General features: G+C 49.3%; 20 protein-coding genes. 15 read left to right on the forward strand and 5 right to left on the reverse strand.

All coding sequences use genetic code 11. The features are described 5' to 3' along the window. Positions 1 to 36 precede the first annotated feature (36 nt). A complete protein-coding gene (locus RQM65_RS02420) occupies positions 37 to 540 on the forward strand; it encodes a nucleoside deaminase (protein ID WP_314012466.1) in 504 nt (167 codons plus the stop codon). 14 nt (positions 541 to 554) lie between these two features. Here RQM65_RS02420 and RQM65_RS02425 read toward each other — a convergent pair whose 3' ends face one another. After that, entirely contained in the window at positions 555 to 1,034 is a 480-nt protein-coding gene (locus RQM65_RS02425) for a thioredoxin family protein (protein WP_314012468.1), read from the reverse strand. A gap of 3 nt (positions 1,035 to 1,037) precedes the next feature. After that, positions 1,038 to 3,338: a TonB-dependent receptor gene (locus RQM65_RS02430; RefSeq protein WP_314012469.1), complete on the reverse strand. Its 2,301-nt coding sequence runs from the start codon at positions 3,336 to 3,338 to the stop codon at positions 1,038 to 1,040. Between the two features lie 103 nt (positions 3,339 to 3,441). Here RQM65_RS02430 and RQM65_RS02435 point away from each other — a divergent pair, with 103 nt between their 5' ends. The 5 genes from RQM65_RS02435 to RQM65_RS02455 all read left to right on the forward strand — a co-directional run bounded on the left by RQM65_RS02435 (position 3,442) and on the right by RQM65_RS02455 (position 8,213). Further along, positions 3,442 to 4,098 carry a metal-dependent transcriptional regulator gene (locus RQM65_RS02435; RefSeq protein ID WP_314012470.1) on the forward strand — a complete coding sequence of 219 codons (657 nt, stop codon included), beginning with the start codon at positions 3,442 to 3,444 and terminating at the stop codon, positions 4,096 to 4,098. Positions 4,099 to 4,222: 124 nt separating this feature from the next. Then, positions 4,223 to 5,134 (forward strand): metal ABC transporter solute-binding protein, Zn/Mn family, encoded by a 912-nt coding sequence (locus RQM65_RS02440; RefSeq protein ID WP_314012471.1) that lies wholly within the window; start codon positions 4,223 to 4,225, stop codon positions 5,132 to 5,134. A 66-nt stretch (positions 5,135 to 5,200) separates the two neighbouring features. Next, a complete protein-coding gene (locus tag RQM65_RS02445; protein ID WP_314012472.1) occupies positions 5,201 to 5,941 on the forward strand; it encodes a metal ABC transporter ATP-binding protein in 741 nt (246 codons plus the stop codon). A 3-nt stretch (positions 5,942 to 5,944) separates the two neighbouring features. Beyond that, the gene (locus tag RQM65_RS02450; RefSeq protein ID WP_314012474.1) at positions 5,945 to 7,060 is read left to right on the forward strand and encodes a metal ABC transporter permease; all 1,116 of its coding nucleotides are present in this window, start codon (positions 5,945 to 5,947) and stop codon (positions 7,058 to 7,060) included. Then, positions 7,053 to 8,213, forward strand: coding sequence for a metal ABC transporter permease (locus RQM65_RS02455; RefSeq protein ID WP_314012476.1), 1,161 nt, complete (start codon positions 7,053 to 7,055; stop codon positions 8,211 to 8,213). Before RQM65_RS02450 ends, RQM65_RS02455 begins: the two co-directional genes overlap by 8 nt. Positions 8,214 to 8,233: 20 nt before the next feature. Here RQM65_RS02455 and RQM65_RS02460 read toward each other — a convergent pair whose 3' ends face one another. From RQM65_RS02460 to RQM65_RS02470, 3 genes are all read right to left on the reverse strand, one after another. Further along, the gene (locus tag RQM65_RS02460) at positions 8,234 to 9,454 is read right to left on the reverse strand and encodes an efflux RND transporter periplasmic adaptor subunit (protein ID WP_314012477.1); all 1,221 of its coding nucleotides are present in this window, start codon (positions 9,452 to 9,454) and stop codon (positions 8,234 to 8,236) included. Between the two features lie 28 nt (positions 9,455 to 9,482). Beyond that, positions 9,483 to 13,943 (reverse strand): CusA/CzcA family heavy metal efflux RND transporter, encoded by a 4,461-nt coding sequence (locus tag RQM65_RS02465; protein WP_314012479.1) that lies wholly within the window; start codon positions 13,941 to 13,943, stop codon positions 9,483 to 9,485. Positions 13,944 to 14,063: 120 nt separating this feature from the next. Beyond that, positions 14,064 to 14,381, reverse strand: a complete 318-nt coding sequence (locus tag RQM65_RS02470) for a DUF6660 family protein (RefSeq protein WP_314012481.1) — start codon at positions 14,379 to 14,381, stop codon at positions 14,064 to 14,066. A gap of 267 nt (positions 14,382 to 14,648) precedes the next feature. Here RQM65_RS02470 and RQM65_RS02475 point away from each other — a divergent pair, with 267 nt between their 5' ends. From RQM65_RS02475 to RQM65_RS02515, 9 genes are all read left to right on the forward strand, one after another. Beyond that, on the forward strand, positions 14,649 to 16,295 hold the full coding sequence (locus RQM65_RS02475) for a BCCT family transporter (RefSeq protein ID WP_314012483.1): 1,647 nt from the start codon (positions 14,649 to 14,651) through the stop codon (positions 16,293 to 16,295). A gap of 68 nt (positions 16,296 to 16,363) precedes the next feature. Further along, positions 16,364 to 17,212 carry a universal stress protein gene (locus RQM65_RS02480; protein ID WP_314012485.1) on the forward strand — a complete coding sequence of 283 codons (849 nt, stop codon included), beginning with the start codon at positions 16,364 to 16,366 and terminating at the stop codon, positions 17,210 to 17,212. A 57-nt stretch (positions 17,213 to 17,269) separates the two neighbouring features. After that, on the forward strand, positions 17,270 to 17,767 hold the full coding sequence (locus RQM65_RS02485; protein ID WP_314012486.1) for a GbsR/MarR family transcriptional regulator: 498 nt from the start codon (positions 17,270 to 17,272) through the stop codon (positions 17,765 to 17,767). 192 nt (positions 17,768 to 17,959) lie between these two features. Further along, the gene (locus RQM65_RS02490) at positions 17,960 to 18,775 is read left to right on the forward strand and encodes an META domain-containing protein (RefSeq protein WP_314012488.1); all 816 of its coding nucleotides are present in this window, start codon (positions 17,960 to 17,962) and stop codon (positions 18,773 to 18,775) included. Positions 18,776 to 19,170: 395 nt separating this feature from the next. Beyond that, the gene (locus tag RQM65_RS02495) at positions 19,171 to 19,806 is read left to right on the forward strand and encodes an HdeD family acid-resistance protein (protein WP_314012489.1); all 636 of its coding nucleotides are present in this window, start codon (positions 19,171 to 19,173) and stop codon (positions 19,804 to 19,806) included. Between the two features lie 93 nt (positions 19,807 to 19,899). Continuing rightward, entirely contained in the window at positions 19,900 to 20,691 is a 792-nt protein-coding gene (locus RQM65_RS02500; protein ID WP_314012491.1) for an SDR family NAD(P)-dependent oxidoreductase, read from the forward strand. Positions 20,692 to 20,693: 2 nt separating this feature from the next. Then, positions 20,694 to 21,323: a hypothetical protein gene (locus RQM65_RS02505; RefSeq protein WP_314012493.1), complete on the forward strand. Its 630-nt coding sequence runs from the start codon at positions 20,694 to 20,696 to the stop codon at positions 21,321 to 21,323. A 163-nt stretch (positions 21,324 to 21,486) separates the two neighbouring features. After that, entirely contained in the window at positions 21,487 to 23,205 is a 1,719-nt protein-coding gene (locus RQM65_RS02510; protein WP_314012495.1) for an amidohydrolase, read from the forward strand. Positions 23,206 to 23,415: 210 nt separating this feature from the next. Beyond that, positions 23,416 to 24,195, forward strand: coding sequence for a glucose 1-dehydrogenase (locus tag RQM65_RS02515; protein WP_314012496.1), 780 nt, complete (start codon positions 23,416 to 23,418; stop codon positions 24,193 to 24,195). The last annotated feature ends 128 nt before the right edge of the window (positions 24,196 to 24,323 follow it).

Consider the following 24,323-nt stretch of genomic DNA (forward strand, 5'->3'; position numbering starts at 1 on the left):
ATCTCTATCTTGATACGATCATAGAAACGATACCAGATGAAAATTAAAGATGAACTATCCCAGAACGACATTAGGCATCTTGAACATTGCCTATCCCTTGCTGAAGAGGCCTTCAAGGCCGGCGATGCCCCGTTCGGCTCCATCCTCGTGGATGCGGATAATGAGGTTATCGCCACCGCCCGCAACCGAATCAACGAACTTACGGCGCTGGCCCATCCAGAACTAGAGCTGGCGCAGTGGGCCGCGGAAAACCTAAGTACCGCTGAACGCAAACGCACCACCATGTACACCAGTGGCGAGCATTGCCCCATGTGTGCCGCCGCCCACGGATGGGCCGGCCTGGGCACTATTGTATATTTAAGTTCCGCAAAGCAGTTGGGCGAATGGCTGGGCAACGTGTCGATGCCGATACGGTTCGTGCCTGCAGAAGAAATCGTTCCGGACATCATCATAAAAGGGCCCGCATCGGGACCGATACTAGAAAGCATAAAAAATCTTCAACTGGAATATCATGGGGGTCGATTCCCCGATGCAACTTGAACATTTTATTCGGCTCACTGTAGCAATATATCCGAGAGCTGCTCGACGTTCAGGTATTGAAAATACCGCCCAGTGGGATCGAAGTTCTTATCCATAAAGACTAACGCCGGTACTGAAAAGGGTTTATTTTTCTGGCGGCCCATCAACATGGGGATTTGATGGACAGGATTTCTCCTGTTCATTCTTTCGTTGACGAATTTCTGATTTCCAAAGACAATCGTATCCCGGCTCTCCACGTCCATTTTAACCGCGTAATATTCTTTGTTCAACCGGTGTATGATTTTTGGATCGGTAAACACTTCCTTTTGCATCCGAATACAAGGACCGCACCAATCGGCATAGAAATCGATAAATACCTTTTTAGGATGCACTCTTAGGGAATCCTCCAATTGTTCGAAGTCGAGCCAGCGCACCGTTTCCTCTTTTTGGGAATAGACGATACCGCCCAACAATAGACTCAAAATTAAAAATATACGTGTTAGAAAAATATTCATAGTTTATAAGGATGAGATCTTAATGCCCGCAAACACCGTACGCGGTGCCGCGGGTCCATAGACGTAATTACTGTCCCGGTTCTTACCGAGATCAAAATCGTTTTGATAGCTGTTGGTTACATTTTTTACGCCTCCAAAAAGTTCAAGTCCAGTTTTGAGTTGGGGCACATCGATGGTGTAGCCTGCGCGTAGGCTCAATTCCGTAAAGGTCGGGGTCACGTCGTATTCATCAACATCTTGCCCGGTTCCCTCTCCCGCGAAATGAATTATATCCATCTTTCCGGTGTAGATTAAATTGGCACTTGCAGTGAGCTTTTCGAGCGGGGAATAGGTCAGGGTCGCGTAGCCATAATCGTTGGGGGTACGTAAAAACTCTTTCTTTGCGGGAAGGCCCTCGATATTCTCCACGGCATCATTGAACCGGCTGGATTGCAGCGTAAACCCTGCTTCCAGTTCTAAAAGATAGTCGTAGTTCGCCCGTGCCTCCAAGGTAATACCCTTGACGGTTGCCCCCGTCCCGTTACGTTTTTCGAAGCGTTCCCCGAACTCGTCCTGTCCCAATGGAAATTGGTAAAAGGCATCGTTTAAATCGGTGTAGAAGCCTTCGAGGGTAAAACCTCCGATAAAATGCTCCGAAGCCTTGTCGAAATTGATGGAGGCCGTATAACTGTTTGAACGCTCCTCTTCGAGGTCTTCTGCCAGTGAAATACGGGAAACACCACCTCCCGCAAAGGCGATGTGCAGGTCCGTATCGAAAGCCTGCGGGGCCCGGAATCCGGTACCCCATCCTAAGCGGAACTGGGTGGTCTCCCTCAATTTATAGAGCAACGACAGCCGGGGACTGAAAATGGCATTATCGACCAGGTTGTGCTTGTCGATGCGAAAGCCGGCCAGAAAATTAAGATCAGGGGTCATTTCCCAGTCATTCTGTAGGAACACCCCTAAATTTTTGGTGGTTTGATCGATCAGGTAGTTATACGATTCGATCTCGTCAAATACATCATCATATACGTATTCGGCACCCCCGGTCAGCACCGTTGTGCCGTCTAAAAATTCATCGAACCTTTGGTTATATTGTGCTCCGCCCTGATGGGTAACGACTGCGGATATACCGTATGGCGGAGCGGCGAAAAATTCCTGCTTTTCGATTTCGCCATCCGGTACGATGCCCGTATAATGGTCTCTATCGGTACGTTGCCCCCCATAATAGAGAATCAACGAACTTCGGTCAAAATTCAATTGGTAGTCCAGACTCCCCATCAGTACATGATGGTCCCTTTCTTCGGACTGTTTGGCCAAATAGGCCGGTTTATCGACCATCTCCCCCCCATACCGATATTCGTACATACTGCTTAAACTGGCTTCCAATTTTGAATTTTCGTCCGGCAGAAAGAAAGCGTTGACCCCAAAAGAATTGTCCTTCAATTCCGGCAGCTCCGAAAAATTATCGCCGTTGGCGTCATAAGTTGTCCGGGCACGATGGCTCACAAAGAAATTAGCGCCGGCATTGGCCTCCTCGTTGACTATGGTCGCATTGCCGTTGATCAAGTTTTGTATGGCGCCCCCATTGATGTCCTGATAGGTATAACCTAGACTGTACCCGTTCTTTTTTGGGAGCTTGGTAAGTACGTTTACCGTTCCCCCGATGGCACTCGACCCGTACAGGGCAGAGACCCCGCCCCGTACTACCTCGATACGCTCGATCATGTTTACGGGGATTTGCTCCAATCCATAAAGGCCAGTAAGGGGACTGAATATGGGCCGCCCGTTGATCAGCACTTGCGAGTAGCCGCCCTGCAGTCCGTTCATCCGTATTTGCGTATAGTTACAGGTTTGGCAATCGACCTCTACCCGTAATCCGGGCTGAAAGCGCAGCCCTTCGGAAAGGTCGGTAGCAGTTACCTGCTCTAAAGTTTCGCTATTGACCAAATTGACGATTACGGGGGAATCGGTTTGTCGTTTTTCGGTTCTCGTACCTGTGATCACCACCTCCTCCAAGGTTTCATTGCCATCGGCGAGTACGAAATTTACGACGTGCTCGGTACCCTCATCGAGATTGAGGGGTTCGGTTTTGGATGTATAACCTTGCGACTGCGCCACCAATCTCATCTTTCCGCTGGGAACGGTCAATCGATACCTGCCGTCCGAATCCGCACTTGCACCTATAGTGGTACCTCTGACGTACACACTTGCGTAGGGCACGGGCCCGTCTTTCGAAGATACCGTTCCCGAAATTCGGACCTCGGTGTCCTGGGCTTTGGCCACAGTAGCCAGAAATAAAAACGTCCAAAGTAGTTGTTTCATAAATCGATTTTTTAAAAATAGGTATTATTAATTAAATTTTTAGGTAAAGCTAATAATTATTTATAAAAAGATAAAATGTATCTTTGCAAAAGAATTGAAACTTATGTTTACCCAATCCGAAGAAAATTATTTAAAGGCCATCTTCCATTTGCAACAGGAAACGGATGGCGGCATCTCCACGAGTAGTCTTTCCAACCTGTTGAAAACCAAAGCGGCCTCGGTGACCGAAATGGTCAAAAGGTTGGCGGATAAAAAGTTGGTGGATTATCAAAAATATTATGGGGCGCAACTGACCGAAAAGGGCATGCAACACGCGCTGCTCATCGTTCGAAAGCACCGACTATGGGAATACTTTCTGGTCGAACGCTTGAATTTCAATTGGGACGAGGTACACGACGTCGCGGAACAGCTGGAACACATTCAATCCCCCAAACTGGTCGAGGAACTCGATGCCTTTCTAGGACGGCCCGCATACGACCCCCACGGCGACCCGATTCCCGATGCCAAGGGGAACCTGCCTGAATCGCCCAGTAAACGCTTGTCTCAATTAGAAGAAGGCGACCTTGGGATCTGCAAGGGATTCAACGACGAGTCTTCCTCATTTTTAAAATATCTGGCCAAACAGGACATCGGCCTGGGCACGCAAGTAAAGGTTGTGAACATCGAGAAATTCGACGAGAGCATGACCGTAAAGTTGCAAGACGGGGAGGTTCAACTGTCAAAGACCGCTACCGATAATATTTATGTAGAGCAAACCTAAAAATCCATGGTTCCAATCGAGGCATCCAAGCAGTTCGGGACAATTCTAATGACGAACCTGCCGATAATCGGGAAGTAGAAAAGAGCGCCTTAAAGCTTTAAGGGATGAAAATGCAAACCAGTTTATGAAGCATACCGTATATTTAATCACCGTCTTATTAGCATTTAGCGCTTGTAAAGACGCACCGAGAACCCAAAACGGGAAGCTCAACATCGTCACCACTACGACCATGATTACCGATCTGGTCAAAAACATAGGCCGTGATTCCGTCAATGTACAAGGTTTGATGGGCAGTGGCGTAGATCCGCACCTGTATAAGGCCAGCGAGGGCGACGTTTCCAAACTCACCGGTGCCGACGTCGTCTTTTACAGTGGATTGCATTTGGAAGGGAAACTGGTCGACGTCTTCGAAAAGATGGGACGCAACAGCAATACCATTGCCTTGGCCGAGGTGCTGGACAAGAAGGGATTGATCGGCTCCGAATATTTTGCTTCCAGCTATGACCCGCATATCTGGTTCAACATCGAATACTGGAAACAAATCACCAACTACCTCACCGAGGAGTTGGGTAAAATGGACCCTGACCATGCATCCTTTTATGAAAAAAATGCAGCCGAGTACCTAAAAAAACTCGATGCACTTGAGGATGAAGTCCGCCAGATCATCTCCACCCTACCCGAAGAAAAAAGGATTTTGGTCACCGCCCATGATGCCTTTAACTATTTCGGAAAGGAATACGGCTTCGAGGTCGTGGGACTGCAAGGGCTGTCCACCGCTACGGAGGCCGGGGTACAGGACGTCCAAAACTTGGCACAACTCATTATTGACAAGCGGATCAAGTCGATTTTTGTGGAAAGTAGCGTGCCCAAACGTACCATCGAGGCCCTGCAACAGGCCGTTAAGGCCAAAGGTCATGATGTGGCCATCGGGGGTACCCTCTATTCCGATGCCTTGGGCAACGCAGGTACGGTGGAAGGAACCTATATCGGGATGTTCCGGTATAATGTAAAGACGATTATCGGTGCGCTGAAGTAAGTAGGCAGTCGCAGTAGTAATGGAACCTTAAACCCAATTGGCGGCAAGCCGAATTAACCATAAGAGATGACAAATCCAACTCCAGCAATCCAGATCGACGACCTCACCGTGGCCTATGACTACAAGCCCGTATTATGGGATATTGACCTCACCGTACCCGAAGGCGTACTCATGGCCATAGTCGGCCCTAACGGTGCCGGTAAATCGACCCTGATCAAAGCGATTTTAGGCATCATCAAACCTATAGCGGGCAGTGTTCAGGTCTTCGGACAGCCTTATAAAAAACAAATAGACAAGGTTACCTACGTCCCGCAGAAAGGGAGCGTGGACTGGGATTTTCCGACCGTGGCCCTCGATGTCGTCATGATGGGCACCTATGGTAGCTTGGGCTGGATCAAGCGTCCCGGGATGAAGGAGAAAAAGATGGCCTTGGAAGCTTTGGAGAAAGTGGGCATGCTGGAATTCCGTGACCGACAGATCAGTCAATTGAGCGGGGGGCAACAACAACGTATCTTTTTGGCGCGCGCCCTGGTCCAAAATGCCTCTATTTATTTAATGGACGAGCCCTTTCAGGGAGTTGACGCCACTACCGAAAAAGCGATCATCCGTATTTTAAAGGAACTCCGCAAACAAGGAAAAACACTGATCGTGGTGCACCACGATTTGCAGACGGTTCCCGAATATTTCGACTGGGTGACCTTTCTGAACGTCAAAGGGATTGCCTCCGGTCCGGTAAAGGATATCTTTAATGACGACAACCTGACAAAAACCTACGGCATTAACTATAAGGTAGCCGTGAACCAGTAGCTTATGGAATTGAGCGATTTCTTTACCGATTACACCCTGCGTACCATCACGCTCGGAACCGCGGTGCTGGGGGCTATCTGTGGTATGCTGGGAAGTTTTGCGGTACTGCGGAAACAAAGCCTGTTGGGAGATGCCATATCCCACGCGGCCCTCCCCGGCATTGCCCTGGCCTTTATCTTTACGGGCACAAAAGATTCGAATTTTTTATTGATAGGCGCTTTGATAAGTGGACTGGTAGGCACCTTCTGGATCAAGGGCATCGTAAAACGGACCCGCCTCAAGAACGATACGGCCTTAGGGCTGATACTCTCCCTGTTCTTCGGTTTTGGGATGCTATTGCTGACGTTCATTCAAAAAATGCCCAATGCCAATCAGGCCGGGCTGGACAAATATCTTTTTGGGCAGGCCGCCACCTTGGTAGAAAAGGATGTTTGGGTCATGGCGACCATTACAGGAATCAGTCTTATCGTACTCCTTTTATTTTGGAAGGAACTGAAACTACTGCTCTTCGATCCCGATTACACCAAGACCTTGGGCTTTAACACTAAGTTTCTGGATATTTTGATTACCAGTTTTATCGTACTGGCCATCGTATTGGGCTTACAGACCGTGGGGGTGGTGCTGATGAGCGCCATGCTGCTCGCACCGGCCGCCGCAGCCAGGCAGTGGACGAACAATCTGGGTTATATGATCATACTGGCTTCCGGATTCGGCGCCTTTTCCGGGGTCTTCGGAACGGCAATCAGCGCCAGTCAGGACAATCTTTCTACTGGTCCCGTCATCGTGTTGGTGGCGGCGGGGTTCGTATTGGTGTCCTTTATCTTCTCCCCGGGCCGGGGACTTTTGTTCCGGGAAATCCGGTTTCGTCGCAACCGGCGTGAACTCCATCAGAGAAAGACCTTGACCTCTATGTACCGTATCGTCAAGGAACATGAGGATATTACCCGGCCACACGCCATTCGTATCTTGAACAACTTTCAGGGCTTCACCCGCAAAACTTTGAACAAACTGGAAGAGAAAGATTTCGTCCGTATCGAGGGCAATCAATGGTCGATGACCCAAAAAGGCTTTGACGAAGCAGAATCGATGTATAACCCATCAGACACTGAACATGACTAGTGCACAACTCGAAATACAGCTTATCGCAGCCTTGGTCGCCGTCGCCTGCGCCATTCCCGGCACTTTTTTAGTGCTAAGAAAAATGGCCATGATCAGCGATGCCATCAGCCATTCGATCCTGGTCGGTATCGTATTGGGTTTTTTTATTACGCAAGATCTGAATTCTCCCCTACTCATTTTACTGGCCGCCCTCACGGGTGTCATAACGGTCGTTTTGGTGGAGTTTATACAAAAAACCGGACTTGTGAAAGAAGATACTGCCATCGGGCTGGTCTTTCCGGCCCTCTTCAGTATAGGGGTCATCTTGATCGCAAAAAATGCCAACGATGTGCATCTTGATATCGATGCCGTACTTTTGGGCGAACTTGCTTTCGCCCCCTTTGACAGGATTGTCTTGGGAGGTTCGGATATCGGACCTAAATCCCTTTGGGTCATCGGTTCGATCTTGCTTATAACCGTTGCATTATTGCTCCTGTTCTTTAAAGAGCTCAAGCTAAGCACCTTTGACAAGGGGTTGGCGGCCACATTGGGCTTCTCTCCGATCGTCATCCATTACGGTCTTATGACGGTATCCTCTATTACGATAGTCGGGGCGTTCGATGCGGTAGGTGCCATCTTGGTCGTGGCCCTGATCATCGCCCCGGCCGCTACCGCGTACCTGCTTACCGACGATTTAAAGCGCAGGTTGTTCCTGAGCTGCTTCTTCGGTGTCTTTGGCGCCATCGGCGGATATTGGCTCGCCCACGCCCTTGACGCATCCATCGCCGGCTCCATGACTACGGTGCTGGGAATCGTTTTCCTTCTGGTATATCTATTTGCACCAAAAGAGGGTGTCTTTTCGGTTTTCCTAAAAGAGCGGCAGCAGCGCAAAGAAGTCTCCCTACTCGTGTTCCTATTACATCTGCAAAACCATCAGGACCTTAAAGAACGCCATGTAAACCACCTACGCGAGCACATCAACTGGCAGAAAGTACAGGCGCAAACGGTGCTGGACCTCGCCAAAAAGAACAATTTGATCCAAATCTACGACGACATCGTTTCCCTGACGGACAAGGGAAGGGAGTTTACGGACGAGGCCTTGCGCTATATTACCACGAACAAAGAAACCGCAATCGAGGAGTTGAAGGAAAGGTATTTTTTGTTTCGGGGATAAGTTTCCCGTCGTACCGTCTCCTAGTGGGGATGCTCCGCTTCTCCTTTTTTCATTTCCGCCATAAGATAGTACGCATTATTTTGAGCGTACCGGGCATCGGAAGCCTGGGTCTCCAAAAATGTAACCTCGGCCCAATTCCCATCCTGCATCCCCAGCACCACCTCGGTCGGCACAAAGCGCCAAGCATCAACTTCCTGTACGGCCATGAAAACAAAACTCCGCTCCCCATCGGAGGCAATAGCGCTTTCTGGAATTGCCTCTGTCATGGCATCGTTCGTTTGAATACGGCCCTGAATGTACATGCCGGGGATTAGATTGCCCTGCTTGTTCTCGATTTCGGCGTGCACGTGCAAGGCCTTAGCATCTTGTTCGAAGGTTTTTCCCACCGAATATATCTCGGCGGTCAGCTCCTTTCCGGGAACCGATTGTACGCTAAAAGTGACCTTTTGACCCTCTTCGATCTTGTAAACGTCCTTTTCGAACACCATCAAGTCGGCATGTACATGGTGGGTGTCCACCACCTGCATAAGATTGGTCTGAGGTTCGACGTACTGCCCGGTTTTTATGTTGACTTTTTGCACGTGGCCGGCTATCGGGCTGCGCAAGGCGATCCGCTGATAGATGGTGCCTTCACGTACCCCAGATGGACTTATACTCAATTGATGCAATTGGGCCGCCAGTCCCCGGGCCCTGCTTCGGGATGTCTCATATTCCGCTTCGGACTTTTGGAAATTGGCGCCGCTACCTACTCCGGCCCCGTAGAGCCGTTCTTGCCGGTCGAATTCCTTTTTTAGATAGCGGCTGTTGCTGTACGCATTCAAATAATCCGTCTGCTTTTGAATGATATTCGGATGCGACAGATAGGCGACCGTCTGCCCTTTATCGACCTTATCGCCCTCGATAACCTCGATGGCGACGATGTTCGCCCCTATGACAGATGTAATGGTCGCTTCGCTCTGGGGCGGGACCTCAAGTTGGCCGTTGGCTTCGACGTAGCCGCCCATTTTGCGCATTTGCAAGGGACCGACCTCCATTTGTAAAGCCTCAAATTGTTGAGAGGTCAACAGCATGCCCTTCGTTTCCCCATTGGAACCATTTTCCCCTGTAGGGTGGTCGTTGATTTCTCCAACGGGGTCATCTTCGCGGTTTTGATCCGTTTCTGATACGGAATCGCCGCAGGCCATAAGATTGAAAAGCGTCAGCGCTACTCCTATAATCATGTATTTGGATAGAATATTCATTGTTATAATTTTTAGTTTGTAATTACTGTTAGTCCCTTGTTTCCGGAGTATCTGGTACAGCTCTAAAATAGTGTAGTTCGAATACGGATAATAAATAATTGTCAAGGGCCTCCAAGGCGTCGATCTCTGTCTTTATGGCATCCCGGATAATTTGCGTGAATGCGGGATAATCGACCGCGCCTTCGGTATAGGCCAGCAAGGCCCCTTCGCGTTGTTGCTCCGCCAGCGGCAAGGCTTCTTGCTCGAAGAAATGCCAAGCGGATTTCCACGTAGTATAGGACTGGACGGCCGCTTGATAGTCCGAGTGAAGTTGGCGACGGGCGAAATCCGAATTGACCGTGGCGATGTCGATATCGATCTTCGCGGCCTTCGCCCGGCTTCGTTCCGTACCGGAGAGGAGGGGAATTGAGATGCCTGCCTGATACTTGTAAAATCCTCCTTGATCGTTGATTTTTTGAAATCCCGCCTCCAGGTTGAAATCAGGTAACAGATCGGCACGGGCGGCCCGATAACTGGCTTCGGCCTCGGCCTTCCGGTTACGGGATATTTCGAGCTCGGGATGGTCCTCCAAACCCATTTCCGTCTCCAGCAATCCCATTCCATCATCGTCAAACGTATCGGGCACGGAATAATAGGTTTGGGTATTTTTCCCGTCGCCAGGCAAGACCAGCCAAAGGTTGAGTTGCTGCAGGGCAACGGCGAACTCTTTTTTAGCCAGTAGCAGCTTGTTCTTGATCTGTAAGGCCTGATTTACGGCGGATGAACGTTCCAATCGTGAGATGGCCTCCACCTCGTAATTGAGTTCGACCGCCTTTTCAAACCGGGTGTATATCGAATCCAGTTCCTTGTACAATTCCCATGTCCGGCGTTTACGATGGGCTTGCGACCATGCCCTTTTTACTTCCCGTTCAACCTGTAGCATGGTAAGATCAAGGGCCGTCTCTGCCAAAGCGACCCGTTGTTTTTGCAAGCGTTTCTTAGCCCCGATACCGAAAAGATCGATATTATTTTGTCCTACCCCGACGAGCGTGTACGTGCCCCTTTCATCGGAGAGTTCCTCGCCACCTGTAAATACCCGGGTAGTGCCAAGGTCGTAGGCGGTTGCGTCAAAGGCGTTTTGCCGATGTACTTCCAAGCGCTTTGTTTTAAGCAACGGATAGTTCGCTTTGGCCATTTCAACGGCCTTATGCAGGGAAATTTCGGGCAGGGCCTCCTGTTTTCCGATCTCTTGTGCGGGCAGTAGGGAGGGACAAAGGAAAAGCCCGGCCACGACCACGGCGGTTACAAATTTAGGATTGCTATTCGCCTTCCGCTCCGAACGCTTCTCGACATACTGATAAAAAATAGGAAGCACGAAAAGGGTCAGCAGGGTGGACGTAATCAGGCCGCCGATCACAACAGTCGCCAGGGGCCGCTGTACCTCTGCTCCTGCAGACATCGAGATCGCCATGGGCATAAAGCCAAGAATATCGGTCAGTGCCGTCAACATAATCGGGCGAATCCTTCGTTTGGTGCCCTGTACGATACGGTCTTTTAGATCGGCTACGCCCTCTTCCTTGAGCTCGTTCAAGCCGCTGATCAGTACCAATCCGTTGAGCACCGCCACCCCGAAGAGCACGATAAATCCCACTCCCGCCGAAATACTGAACGGCATATCGCGCAGCCATAGCGCAAACACCCCGCCAATGGTGGCCATCGGAATGGCCAAATAGATCATAAGGGTCTGCGATAGCGACTTTAGGGCGAAGTAGATGAGTATGAATATGAGGAACAGGGCAATGGGTACGACCGTTTGCAACCGATTACTAGCCCGTTCCAGGTTTTCGAACGCACCCCCGTATCGAATGTAATAGCCGGCGGGAAGATCGAACCGGGCTTCCAATTTGGTTTGGATATCCTCCACGACGGATTCCACATCGCGGTCCCGGATGTTGATCCCTACGTACGTACGCCGGTTGGTATTGTCCCGACTGATCTGCATCGGACCGGGGGCATAATGGATATCGGCGATTTCCCGTAATGGGATGTGAGCGCCGTTGGGCAGGTTGATGAAAAGATTTTCCAAGTCCTCTATGCTCTCACGGTTTTCTTGGTTCAACCGGACGACCAGATCAAACCGTTTCTCTCCTTCAAAAATCACCCCCGCCTTCGCACCGGCGAATGCGGCTTTCACCAAAGTATTGATTTGATCGATATCAAGGCCATACTGCGCCAATTTGTTCCTGTTGTATTCAACGTTGATCTGAGGTAGGCCGGCGGTAGCTTCCACCTTAAGATCGGCCACCCCGGGCACCGTCGCGATGATCCTGCCCATTTCCTCCGCCTTTGCGGCCAGCACGTCGAGGTCTTCCCCGAACAGTTTAACGGCAACATCTTCGCGTACCCCGGTCAGCAGTTCGTTAAACCGCATTTCGATGGGCTGGGTAAACTCATAATTTACGCCGGGAAGAATGCTGACCGCAGTTTTGATCTTATCGACCAATTCTTCCTTGCTTTCGGCGGAGGTCCACTCATCGCGAGGCTTTAGAATGACAAAGATATCGGCGATGTCCATCGGCATGGGGTCCGTAGGTACATCGGCTACCCCGATTCGACTGATTACCGATTTCGCCTCTGGAAATTCCGCTTTGACGATCTGTTCCACCTTTGTGGTGACCTCAATCGTCTCGGAGAGGGAACTACCGGGTTTCAACAGGGCGTGGAAAGCGATATCCCCTTCATCCAACTGGGGAATGAATTCACCCCCCAACTGGCTAAGAACAAGAATCGCCAAGGCAAAAAGGGCCAGGGCAACCCCGACTACCCTTTTCCGATAGCGCAGCGACCTGACCAATAATGGCTCGTACTTGCGGCCAACCCAATTCACAAAACGATCGCTATAGTTTCGCTTCGGTTTGGCTTCGTCTTGAGTGAGAGTCCCTCGTGTTTCATTTTTCCCAGGGATCGCTTTACTCGATGGCAACCTCAAAAACAGGGCGGATACCATGGGCACGTAGGTCAGGCATAACAGCATGGCCCCGATCATCGCAAAGATAAAGGTCAGGGCCATCGGGCGGAACATCTTGCCCTCGACCCCTTCAAGGGCCAAAATGGGTAAAAACACGATCAAAATGATCAACTGGCCGAAAAAAGCGGTGTTCATCATTTTTTTAGAAGCTTTTGCGGCGATTTTATCCTTTGTGGATTGGATATTTAAAGGGCCCTCCCCCTCGGTCCGGCGTTTTTTAACGTAACCCATCATCATAAATACCATGGCCTCAACGATGATGACCGAACCGTCAACGATAATACCAAAATCGATGGCGCCCAGGCTCATCAGGTTGGCCCACACATCGAACACGTTCATCATGATAAAAGCGAACAAAAGAGACAAGGGGATGGTGGAGGCTACGATCAGGCCGCCCCGCCAATTGCCCAATAGCAACACCAGAACGAAAATTACGACCAGGCCCCCTTCCATTAGATTTCCGGTCACCGTGCCGGTAGTTTCCGCAATCAGTTCGCTCCGGTCCAGAAAAGGTTCGATCCGCACCCCTTCGGGTAGGGATTGTTGGATCTGTTCCATTCTTTCCTTCACGTTCTCAATGACCTCGTTCGAATTGGCGCCCTTCAACATGAGGATCATTCCCCCAACGGCCTCGCCTTGTCCATTCTTTGTCAGCGCCCCGTAGCGTACGGCGCTGCCGATGGTAACCTCACCGACATCCTTTATCTTGAACGGAACTCCCGCCTCGGACTTGACCACAATACTCTCGATATCCGATATGCTTCTCGCCAGGCCCTCGCCGCGGATAAAATTGGCCTGATGGTTACGCTCGATATACGCCCCGCCCGTATTTCGGTTGTTATTTTTCAAAGCGGAGAATACGTCGGAAATCGTAATCCCGATAGCACGGAGCTCTTGTGGGTCAACGCTCACCTCGTATTGCTTTTTGTTCCCGCCGAATGCATTGACCTCCACGACCCCGGGCACCATCGCCATCTGCCTGCGTACGATCCAATCTTGCATCGTACGCAACTCGGTAGCATTATACCCATAGCCCTCATCCACTTCAAGCGTATATTGGAATATTTCACTCAAGCCCGTTGCAATAGGACCCATGGAAGGCGTTCCGAAGCCCTCGGGAATCTCTTCCCTGACCTCGATAAGCTTTTCGGAAACCAATTGTCTCGGAAGAAAGGTGCCGACCGCATCATCGAATACAATGGTAACTACAGAGAGCCCGAACCGCGAGACGGAACGGATTTCCTTGACGTCGGGCAAATTGCTCATGGCCACTTCTACGGGGTAGGTGACAAATTGCTCGATATCTTCGGTGCCCAGATTAGGGGCTTGGGTGATGACCTGTACCTGATTGTTCGTGATGTCGGGCACGGCATCGATGGGGACCTGGGTCATGCTCCAAATTCCCCCTACAATGAGCACTAAGGTAAGGAGCCCGATACTAAATTTATTGTGAATGGAAAAATCAATGATTCGATTGATCATGGGTAGAATTTTAATTCAGTTGACATAGCGTGAGCCGCCCGAGGAACGGTCCACGCACTTTAGACCTAGGCAAAGAAAGCATAGGTCAAGATAGGATGTAGCTATCCTATTAAAACTGAATTAAGCCCGGGGAGGTTGAAAAAGTGAATGGGGAAAATCGTTGCCCGCACTATCGAAATGGGCGAAGTCCGCTTGTGGAAAAGCAGGTTGGTAAGGGTCATAACCGACCAGCTCGAATTTGGTACTATGGGTGTGGCAACAATGGCATCCGCAGAAAGGAGAGCAGAGATCGGAAGTACAGGGGCTATGATCATGACCGACACCCTGATCTTGCACCAGCTCGGTCTGGGTCGAATCTTCGGTTACCGGTTCGTCTTGACAGGGCAGCACATTGAGCGCCAAGAAATATATAGACAAGATCAGGCCCAACATTTTCATGGCACAAAATTAAGGGGATCGAAGTACGTCGGCAAACTATTTTTAAATTATTGTCAATTTTTTTAGGGGAGCCTAACAAAAAGATAGATCAATCCGGTCGTTGAAAATCCCGGTCGGGCTACTGACATTACGGACGTAGGGAAGGCGGCATGATTTTTTCTACGGCACAACGTCCATTAGAGCAGTTGGAAAGAGGATAAAGGCGTATTTCTTGTTTGGGGATTGAGGGTTTTGTAATCTTGTAAAGCCCCGTGAAAAAAAGACCTTATGGCAAAAAGAATACAGCGTAGCGATGAAAAAGAATCCATATTCGGACTAAAGGTCAACGGTCCCGTTTTCTTTATTTCTACCTTCATCATCGTTTTGAGTGTTGCCCTCACCCTTATATTCCACGACGGAGCGGAAAGTACCTTTGCCTACCTGCAGCAAGCGGTCGCAGAGAATGCGGACTGGTTCTTTATTCTATCCATAAACATTTTTTTGATTTTTTTGATTTTTCTTGCCTTGGGAAAATATGGGGCGATTCGGATAGGCGGACCCCGGGCGAAACCTGAGTTTAAGACCCTGTCCTGGTTTGCCATGCTTTTTAGCGCGGGCATGGGAATCGGGCTCCTGTTCTTCGGGGTGGCCGAACCGGTACTGCATTTTTCGAATCCGGCCACTACGGAACCCGGCTCGGTCGCGGCTGCAAGCGAAGCCATGGATTTCACTTTTCTGCACTGGGGCTTCCATGCCTGGGCAGCCTATGCGCTGGTGGGGCTGGCCCTGGCCTATTTCACCTATTCACGGGGCCTTCCATTGACGATCCGCTCCGTTTTTTATCCTTTCTTAGGGAATAAAATATACGGGTGGATAGGGGATGTCATCGACATTTTCGCCGTCTTGGCCACCTTGTTCGGCCTGGCCACATCGCTAGGCTTCGGAGTACAACAGATCGCCTCGGGGATGAATTTCGTTTTTGGGATGTCGGACGGTATAATCGCCCAAATTACGCTTATCGCGGTGATTACCGCTATCGCCACCATTTCGGTCGTCTTAGGGGTCGACAAAGGGGTAAAGGTATTGAGCGAGTGGAACATGCGCATTGCGGTGCTCCTGCTGGTTCTTGCCGTTGTCTTGGGGCCCACTATTTTTATCTTTAGGTCCTTTGTGGAGAATACGGGCAGCTATCTGTTCAACTTTATAAAGACGGCGACCTGGAGCGAGACCTATTCGCAAAGCAACTGGCAGAATGACTGGACGGTTTTTTACTGGGGCTGGTGGATCGGCTGGTCGCCCTTTGTGGGCATGTTCATCGCCCGTATCTCGAAGGGGCGTACCGTGCGGGAGTTCATTCTGGGCGTTCTTTTGGTGCCTTCTTTGGTGACCTTCTTCTGGATGTCCGCCTTTGGCAGTGTATCCATACAACAGGCCATGGCCGGGAGCGGCATTGTGGAAGCCGTAAACAGCGACGTATCGACGGCCCTTTTCGTATTCTTTGAAGATTACCCATTGGCGGCGGCCATCAATATAGTCGCCGTCGTCTTGATCGCCGGATTTTTTATTACTTCCTCGGATTCCGGTTCCCTGGTCATCGACAGCCTGACCTCAGGCGGTAAAATCGAGGCCCCTGTGGGCCAGCGTATCTTCTGGGCCGTCATCGAGGGGGCGGTGGCGGCGGTGCTACTATTGGGCGGGGGCCTACAGGCATTACGGAGCGCCTCGATTATATCGGGACTGCCCTTCGCCTTGATTCTATTGTTGATGTGTTTCTCGCTGTACAAAGGTCTGAAGGAAGATTTCTTAAAGTTGAAGGAAAAGGAATCCGAGAAAGAACGGGAGAATTACGAAGAAATTCTTTCCGAAATCATTACAAAAAGAAATCGCATCGGCGAGACCTCGGAGAAGAAATCGGCATCGGCCAAGGGGGAATAAAGAAGGGATTGGGCCTCATAAAAATATAAGGGTGCCCTTTCGGACTGAACTATTGAAACAGGAATACTATGAAGCATATTTTGGTAGCGCTGGACCTCAGTAAAATGGATGAAAGCCTCATCCGCTATGCCTCGTTTATGGCGAAAACCTTTCCCCTCGAAAAAGTTTTTTTCGTTCATAATATCAAAAAATACGAGCTATCGGAGCTGTTTTCCGAACAATTGAAAGACATTGATCTTGATAAAGTGGTGGGCGATGAGCTCAACGAAAAAGTAGAAGCACTGTTCGAGGCCGAAATGAATTGGGAGGTGCTGATATCCGAAGATCCCTATACGGAATCCCTGATTAACTATATCGTAAATAAATTTGACATCGATGTGGTACTCCTAGGTAACAAAAGCAGCCTGAAAAGTACGGGTACCGTAAGCGGAAAGCTGTTGCGCCTGCTCAAATGCGACCTGTTGGCGGTACCTAAAAATGCTGAAACGGCAATGAAAGAGATATGGGTCGGAACCGATTTTTCTCAACGGTCGAAAAAGGCCTTGCGAACAGCCCAGACCCTTCAGCACATCGTTTCCGCCAAGCTTACGGCAGCGCATGTTTTTAATGTGCCTATCCATTTTTCACCCTACCTTACAACAGACAGCATGGCCTCAAAAATAGAAAGGCATGTTACCGATAAATGTACCCGATTCATACAAAATCTGGAACATCCGGAGGGCATTCGGCAGAGGATTATCCCCGGACGGGAGCCCGGAATCGCCAATAGCCTCATAACGCATGCCCAAAGGGCCGGTGCGGATCTGTTGGTAGTGACCGACAAGGGCAACAACCCCTTCTCCAATCTCTTGATCGGCAGTGTCACCGAAGATCTTTTCAACCAGATTTCGGATATTCCACTTTGGATAGCTAAGTAATTGTAACAAAGAATTGGGATTAAATGGTTCGTCACGTTGTAAACTAATACTATCTTTATGATAAACAAAACAACCATGTCCACCTCCGACGAAAAAAAACAGCTCATTGAAGAAATCGGCCAGATCAACGAAGAACGGCTGGGACTATCCCCGTTGGCCGCCCGCATCTATGCGTTATTGGCATTATCTTCTTATGACGGACTCACTTTTGATGAAATCAAGGACAGTATTCAGGCCAGTAAGAGTTCGACTTCGGTCAACCTCAATGTACTTACCCAGTTGAGCCATGTCGAATACTATACGAAATCGGGTGATAGAAAACGCTACTTCAGGGTGGCCAAGAATTACCACAAACAGGCCTTGGAACGCTCCCATCAAGCTTTGGAAAGGGATATAGCCATGTTGGACAAGCTCAACAGCTTCAACAAACTCCACTATCCCGAAAAATTCAAAAAACAGAAATCCATCGGCAGCATCGTACAGCAGTACTATAAGGAACAGCAAAAATTGACGAAGAAGACCATCGAAAAGTTGGCCGAATTTGGGAAAGGGTGAACGATAAAAGTCAGGAAAGGCGCTAATGAAGGTGCATCGTAGTCGCGTTGCGAGACGACCTAATCCAGAAGTAGCTTGTTAGGGTAATTGAAATTATCCCTTATCATGAACGTTAACAATACTTTAGCTAAAATTAGTTCGGTTTGTTACGAACAAAACTTATATTTGCAGAACTATTCAATGGATAACATTATGAAAACAAAATTCGCTACCCTAGCCGCCATCGCCCTAACGATGGTGAGCTGTACCACTACCAAAAAGATGAATCAGCAAAGCACTGACGACAAAACAATGGCTTCAAACGATATTACCAACAGTACCTGGCAACTTGTCCGGCTGGAGGGGGACACCATCGATCAATCCAATCATGACGGAGAGAAAGTCCGTTTTATCCTGAACGCTTCGGGTCAGACCGTCACCGGTTATTCCGGATGTAACTTTTTCAGCGGTACGTACTCCTTACAAAGCGGAAACCGAATCGAATTCTCGCAAATCGCCAGTACCCGAATGGCATGTCCAGATGCCGAAATAAACGAACAAGGCGTATTGGAGGTCTTCAATTTGGCGGATAACTATACGCTAAACGGAGATCAGCTTATGCTCAACGTTGGAAAACGCGCCCCGCTGGCCGTATTTAGAAAGATGCCGGTCCGAGACCAGATCGTTGAAAAATACTGGAAACTCAAAACCTTGGAGGGGCAGGATATACAAATGGCCGAAAATCAAGAACGTGAGGTTTATTTTACCCTGAAGACCGATGAAAACCGGGTCCAAGGTTTTGCCGGGTGCAACACGCTATCCGGGGAATACCAACTGGAAGAAGGCAACCGAATCAGATTTTCAAAAATGGCGACTACCATGAGAGCGTGTCCCGATGTGGAATTCAACGAGTCCAAGTTCCTCAAAGTCTTTGAACTAGCGGATAACTATACCATAAACGGTGATACGCTATCCCTTAATGTAGGCAGACGCGCGCCCTTGGCCGTTTTCGAGGCGGTTTATTTTTAGTATATTAACAATACTGCGGACCGAACTGATAGATATCATATGAAAACTTCTTTCGGACCTGTACCTTACATTGACCAATAAAATAAATAGCGATTCCTTTAGTAGTATATTTCCGCTGATGATATCGGAAAAATCTATTAGCGAAAAAGGAATAAGAATTTATCTGTACGCATTAATGGCTTTTCCAACAAAGAACTTACTTACAGAAAGAGTATAAATTCTTTGTTAGCGTCGTTGTTACCACTTGCAGAAGGCGTTTATATTTTCCATTCCAATCCGAATTCAACGATTCTATCGGGGTACCTTTAGAAGACTACCTCGAACAGCCATTGACATGTCTTAACATGAGACGGTGTCCCTATAAAAAGAACAATAAACATCTAAATTATACTACTATGGAAACACAATTATTAAAATCAATTAAAGACGCGATAAAACATTGGTACGTTCCTTTGCTGGTCGGCATTTTTTTCGTCATCGTGAGCATCGTAGTATTCTCGTCGCCAATGACCTCTTTGCTCACCTTGTCTATCCTCTTCGCCATTTCCTTTTTGTTAGGGGGCATCGCGGAAATCGTTTTTTCCGTAACCAACCGACATCAACTGGACAACTGGGGGTGGTCCCTCGCCTTCGGTATCATTACGTTAATTGCCGGGCTATTACTATTTATGAACCCCGGGCTGTCGGTTATCACCTTGGCCTTTTACGTTGGCTTTGTCGTACTCTTCCGTTCCGTCGCGGCCATCAGCTTTTCGCTAGACCTCAAAAGGTATGGGAGCGATAACTGGGGCTGGCTCCTCGCCTTTGGTATTCTTGGGGCCATTTTTTCCTTTATCCTATTGTGGAATCCTCTTTTTGCGGGAATGGGTGCTGTGGTGCTCGTTGCTCTAAGTTTTCTTTTCGCGGGATTGTTCAGCATCTTATTCGCCCTCCAGCTCAGGAAACTGCACAAGGCATCCAAAGAGCTCTCCCCAGAGCTAAGACAGCGCTATGAGGCTTTGGCCGAGGATATTCGAAGGGAGCAAGGATAATAGAGAAAATACTGTACAAGCCGGACGGTGTCTAGCTCCCACGACACTTTATAGCATATTGGAATTCAATAGTAACACTTAAAAGTACGTATAATGAAAACGATTAACGAATTATTCGATTTTCAAGGAAAGGTCACCATCATTTCCGGGGGTGCGGGCGCCATCGGTAGCGAGGCTGCACGGTTTTTCGCCTCCTTGGGCGCCAACGTCGTCGTGGCCGATCTCAATGAGGAAGGGTCCAAAAAAATAGCGGAGGATATTACCAAAGAATCCGGAAACAATGCCTTGGGCATCAAAATCGATGTGACCGATGAGAAACAGATCGAAAAACTGGTACAGGCTACGGTGGACAAATTCGGAAAAGTTTCCGGGGTGCTCAACAACGTCGGTTGGGGTGCCTATACCGACCTCTGGGGGTCCAATACAGAAAAAATGGTGGATGCATATAAACTGAACACCTTGGGCGCCTATAACCTGACCCGTTTGTGCATGCCGTATCTGAAGAAAGAGGACAACGCTTCCGTAGTATTTTCGGGTTCCATGGTCGGTAATACACCTTCCCCGGAGTTTATCGAGTACAGTACCGCCAAGGCCGGACTGTTGAACATGGTGCGCAGTATGGCAGTGGCCTCCGGTCCCGAAGTACGCTTTAATTCCATCATCATCGGGACGGTAGATAACGGGGAATCTTCAAAAGAAGCGGGCTACACCCAAGAGATGATCGATAACGTGGTCAAAGGGATCGTTATGAAACGACGCGGACTTCCCGAAGATATTGCCTATGCCATGGCCTTTTTGATGAGCGATGCGGCTTCTTGGATCACAGGTGCCGAATTGACCGTGAACGGTGGCGGGGTCTATAAAAGTAAAATGCCCACCTCGTAATTATGGGGTCCACTTTTAAAATAGGAACACTGAGGGTATCGGGCGGGCTTTTCGCCTGCCTGATACTCTTTTTCTGCTCCTTTCCGGTTTTGGGGCAACAGACCCAGCGGGTCAACCCACAACTTGCCAGGGGTAGCTTTATCAACGATGTCCGTATCGTTCTGGTACAGGATTCGTTACAGACCCCTGCTACACAAAAAGAGCTGGATAATTTCTACAATGCCTGCTTTATTAAACCGGGAACGACCTTTAATCCCTTGATCACCGATCTGGCCATCAGTCGCATCACCCAACAAGACAATGTTAAGAATGCCTATTACGAACTATACGATGCCGAAACGGGAAGCGGCACGGTAAACCGACCCCTGACCATAATCATTTATATTGAAATGCTGGTGGAGGGCGAAGCAGGTCTCAAAGAAAAAGGGATGCTGGCCTCTAAAAATATCAGTGATTTTCCACTGCTCTATGAGACCCCCCAATCGCAATTCAAGTTTTTGGTCAACGGCGGAGTGGGACTCTATAATGACGAGAACGCGCTATTCGGCCAAGGTACCGCCTTTACCCAAGGCAACCCCATCGCGGACAATCCCGCGGGAAAAGGCAATCGGTTTGGGGCGAGGCTTTTATAGAGCCCGGAATTTCCGCGATTTCGAAATTTGCAAACCGAGGTACGCCACAGCTACGGGAGCTTTTCCCAAAAGGGCATGTACGTCATCAGTCCGAAGTTATGGTTGGCCAAGATCGCCGGCACCGGACTGGAAAGACATTTCATAAACCGATAAAAACAATTTGATGAAGAAAATTATTCTATCCCTAGTATGTATCCCCTTGTTATTCGCCTGTAAATCCGATGGAAAACAAGACAGGACAGCTACCGCGAATTGCCAAGTGTTCCATAACGGCACCATAATCACGATGGAAGGCGACCGACCGGAGATAGTAGAAGCCATAGTCGAACAAGATGGCAAAATCGCCTTTGTCGGGAACCTTGCCGACGCGGAAAAAGATTTCCCGACAGCCGAAAAAGTAGATTTGGGCGGACGGACCTTATTACCGGGCTTTATCGACCCCCACAGTCACTTCGATATGGTATCGAATACCATGGGGCAGGTCGATTTGAATCCCGAACCGGTGGGCGATGTTACCAATATTCCCGATATCGCCGAAAAACTTAAAAACTATAAGGCGGATAACAACATTCCCGACGACGAATGGATTTTCGGATGGGGCTATGACGACGGGCAATTAGAGGAAGAAAGGCATCCCACCAAAAAGGAAATCGATGCCGTTCTTCCGAACAATCCCGTTTACTTGGCACACACCAGCGGACACATGGGGGTCGCCAATTCCATCGCCCTTGCAAAACTGGGCGTGACCGCGGCAACCCCCAATCCCGATGGCGGAAATATCGGCCGCATGCCCGATTCCCAGGAACCGAACGGCCTGGTGCAGGAAACCGCCATGTATCCCTTTATGGGAAACATGTTGCAGATACTGTCCGTCAAGCAAGGGGCCTTCTTCGAAGGCACTCAAAATTACTACGCCTCCAACGGTATCACTACCGCGAACAACGGAATGACCGATCGCAACGGACTTGCCTTTTTTAAAGAGCAGGCCGCTGCCGGCAAGTTAAAGATCGACCTTATCGCCCTGGGCGGAAACCACGATATAGAGGCAAATATTAAGGATTCCACCCTACAGTTTAGAACCTATAACAACGGGTTCAAGGTACAAGGCACGAAGATAGTCGCCGATGGGTCGCCCCAAGGGAAAACGGCCTACTTTACCGAACCCTTCCTGACCCCTGTATCTGGATGCGAAAGCGACTGCAGGGGACTGCCCAGTCTGTCGCAAGAGGAACTGAACAAGCTCTTTGTAACCGAATACCAAAACGACAACCAACTGTTCATTCACAGCAACGGCGACGCCACCATAGACATGGTCATCGCCGCCCATGAACACGCCTGTGAAGCATTGGGACAAGCATTGGACAAAGACCGGCGTACTATCGTCATCCACTCCCAGTTCGCACGGCCCGATCAATTGGAGATCTTTGTCAAATACAAGATGCAACCTTCCTTTTTTACGAACCACGCTTTTTTCTGGGGTGATGAACACGTAAAAAATCTGGGCAGGGATCGCGCCGACTTTTTGAGTCCCATTGTCACTGCTGACAGCCTAGGCCTAAAGCCTACCAATCATTCCGACGACACCGTTACCCCGGTGAATCCGCTCTTTGGCATTTGGTCGGCGGTCAACCGGGTGTCCCGCTCCGGAGCGGTCATCGGCGAAGCGGAAAGGGCGTCCCCCTACCTCGCCCTCGAAGCGATTACGAAAAATGCCGCCTACGAGTTTTTTGAAGAGGATACCAAAGGCACCTTGACCGAAGGCAAATTGGCTGATTTCGTGATTTTAGATAAAAATCCGCTATCGGTCGAACCCATGGCCATCAAGAATATTCAGGTGGTGGAGACAATCAAGGAGGGGAAAACAGTTTTCGAAAAAGAATAAGAGCTGCGCTAAGGGCAGCAAAATAAAATTAGTGTTAGTCCTGTCCGCTTTAAATTCTAAAGCAAGTTTTTGTCCCCTTGAGCGCAGTCGAAAGGTCGAAGCAAAGCGTCTCGACTGCGCTCGACGTGACATTTTGGATTTAAATTGATTGATTAGGAGATATTCCGGACAAACATTTATTATTTATTAACCTTTTAAAAGAGTAGTATTATGAACACTAATGAATTATTCGATCTAACAGGAAAGACCGCCATCGTCACCGGCGGCGCGAACGGTATCGGCAAAGCGAGCTGCGAGATGTTGGCCGCTTTCGGCGCGAACGTCGTGGTTTCCGATTACAACTTGGAGGACGCCAAAAAAACATCCAAGGAAATTAACGATAACGGCGGCAAGACCATAGCCGTGGATTGCGACGTCACCAAAGACGAGGCGCTGGTCAATCTGGTGGACAAGACCGTTGAGGAATACGGGGGAATCCACATTCTGGTCAACAACGTGGGGGGTGGCGGTGCCGGTAAGGAAAGTCCCTATGACATCGAGGTCGAGCAGTTCAAAAAAGTCTTCGAGATGAACGTGTTCAGCATGTGGCGCCTGTGCCAGTTGGTCGCCCCGCACATGAAAAAGGAAGGTTACGGCAGCATCATCAACATGTCATCGATGGCCTCGATCAACAAGAGTCCCGCAATCAGTGCCTACGCCTCCTCGAAAGCGGCCGTCAACCACATGACCCGCAACCTGGCCTTCGATTACGGTCCCGATAACATCCGGATCAACGCGATTGGACCCGGAGCGGTCCGAACCCATGCCCTGGAGACGGTGTTGACTCCCGATATTGAAAAAGCGATGCTGAAGCACACCCCCATCCATCGACTGGGCGAAGCCCAAGACATTGCCGGCGCGGTATTGTATTTCGCGGCCCCGATATCGAGCTGGACCAGCGGACAGGTCATCTTCGTAAATGGTGGCGGGGTACAGACCCTAGATCAATAACAGAATTTTTTGATGGTAACTGGCCGTTTTACGCCTATGGATTACGGCCTTCTTCTACCCCCAAAGGAGGTGGGTTTTTTAGAAAAACAAAAATGGAAACGACAAAAAAATAGCGGTCTTCGGCGGAG

The sequence above is a fragment of the Pricia mediterranea genome, from assembly GCF_032248455.1.
Classification (GTDB): domain Bacteria; phylum Bacteroidota; class Bacteroidia; order Flavobacteriales; family Flavobacteriaceae; genus Pricia; species Pricia mediterranea.